1 protein-coding gene and 1 pseudogene are annotated in these 1,745 nt (G+C 43.2%); one reads left to right on the plus strand and one right to left on the minus strand.

The features are described 5' to 3' along the window. Window positions 1–238: 238 nt before the first annotated feature. On the plus strand, window positions 239–685 hold the full coding sequence (locus NEPTK9_RS09435; protein WP_194848581.1) for a hypothetical protein: 447 nt from the start codon (window positions 239–241) through the stop codon (window positions 683–685). A gap of 76 nt (window positions 686–761) precedes the next feature. Here the strand turns inward: NEPTK9_RS09435 and NEPTK9_RS10080 are convergent. Next, a pseudogene (locus tag NEPTK9_RS10080) lies at window positions 762–1,225 on the minus strand (transposase); the annotation flags it as partial. Between the last annotated feature and the right edge of the window lie 520 nt (window positions 1,226–1,745).

Here is a 1,745-nt window from a genome sequence, read left to right on the forward strand (position 1 = left end):
GAAAAGCTTGCCTATGCAGGCAATAGGTTACTTAGTTAATCCTCTCCGTACACTTACCAGGTTGGCAGGGATATGACTTAGACTTTGCAGGTGTCCTGCTATTTTGGAAAGTCAATTTGGAGTGTCTATTCCGGATTTAGCATTAACACTCCCTTTTAAATAACTAATCGCCAACAGAAAGGATGTCCAGTGTCCTCAGGACTTGTAAAATTCCTTCTCGCAGTGTAAAAGGAGTCGAATGGGTTATATTAGAGAAAAAGATTTAAGAGATGGTTGCACTCGTTATTATGCAGAGGTGCAATTCAAAGGCTTTCCAAGGTTAACTGCAACATTTAGCCGGAAAACTGACGCAAAGCTTTGGATTCAAAAAACTGAGAATGAGCTAAGATGTGGCAGAAACCAGCTTATTGCAGATTCTAGAAAGCGCACTTTTAAAAATGCAATTGACCGCTACTTCAAAGAGCAATCTATATCGGTTGTTAAACGAGGCCACCTAAGGTGGTGGGAAAAGGAACTTGATCATTATTATCTTAAGGACATTCGTCCATGCCTCATCTCTCAAAAAAAGCAAAAATTACTAACAGAGCCTACAGAAAAAGGGGTAATGCGTAGTGGGAGTACTTGTAACCGATATTTAGCAACTTTAAGTCACTTGATGAGCCTTTGTGAGAAGCAGTGGGAATGAACAATTGGATAAAGCAACAGTTTTTCTGAGACTGTAAATTTGATTATTTCTTCTTTTCTCGGTCTTTTTCAATTGCTTAGTCCTCTTTCAACAGAGGTTCCATATCTAAATATCGCCTTCCCGTTACCCACTCCTCGTGGATTTCTATTATTATTCCGGTCACCAGCCGAAGCGCTGATTCGGTGTTTGGGAACAACACCGCTAATCGGGTCCTCCTCTTAATTTCCCGGTTCACTCTTTCTATTCCATTTGAGGTCCGGAGTTTTTTCCTGTGCTCCTTGGGAAACTGGTAGATGGTTAGCCCTTCATTTATATTTTCTTCCAACCATTTAGAGAACTCAGGAGCTTTTTCTCATACTCCCTTATTGCACGATTTTTCATTTCTTCGGCCATTTCCAATGTCGGACTATTGAAAATCCCTCTCATGGTCTCAGCTATTTCTCCCTTCATTGATTTCTTGGGAGCATAGCTTTGAGCATTCTGGGCTAAGAGAAACTGGCATCTCTGCCAGGGGACCGATGGAAACGCTGCTTTTAATGCTTTTTCTGAGCGGCACCCTTTTTCTATACTCTGTGGATAAAACCCCAGCCCCCTTACCTGTGGCATCTCTAGGTCTAGAGCTCCCATCCTGTTAAGATGTTTATGCTATTTTCATTACTTTTTAGATTCTGGTCATTTTGCATCGGCAAACCTTTTGCTCATATAAGAAATTTTAGCATGGTTCAAAATAGGGTAACAATTTTGGTCTTATGAAAGATGCGTCGGGGGCAAGCCCCCTGCTGCCCCCTTGAGCTTCAATCTGGCAAGCCAAATCGACCCTCCTCGGGGGGCCGTGCAAAGCACTGTTCCACCCCTCGTGCGGGGCGATTTTGCAGAGCCATTTTGAAGCCGCGGACAGCTCACCGCATGGCTTTTCTTCGCCTTCGGCTCCGAAGCCATGTCAGTTCGCTGGAAAGGTTCTTTCCTAGAAAACCTTGCACATCTTTCACCAAGGAACAAGCCTCTTTTTTTCCAGGTTTTTAGCCACTTACCATATTCGCTTTGCTCGACTTTCAGCTTA

This window comes from Candidatus Neptunochlamydia vexilliferae (assembly GCF_015356785.1).
Taxonomy (GTDB): Bacteria; Chlamydiota; Chlamydiia; order Chlamydiales; family Simkaniaceae; genus Neptunichlamydia; species Neptunichlamydia vexilliferae.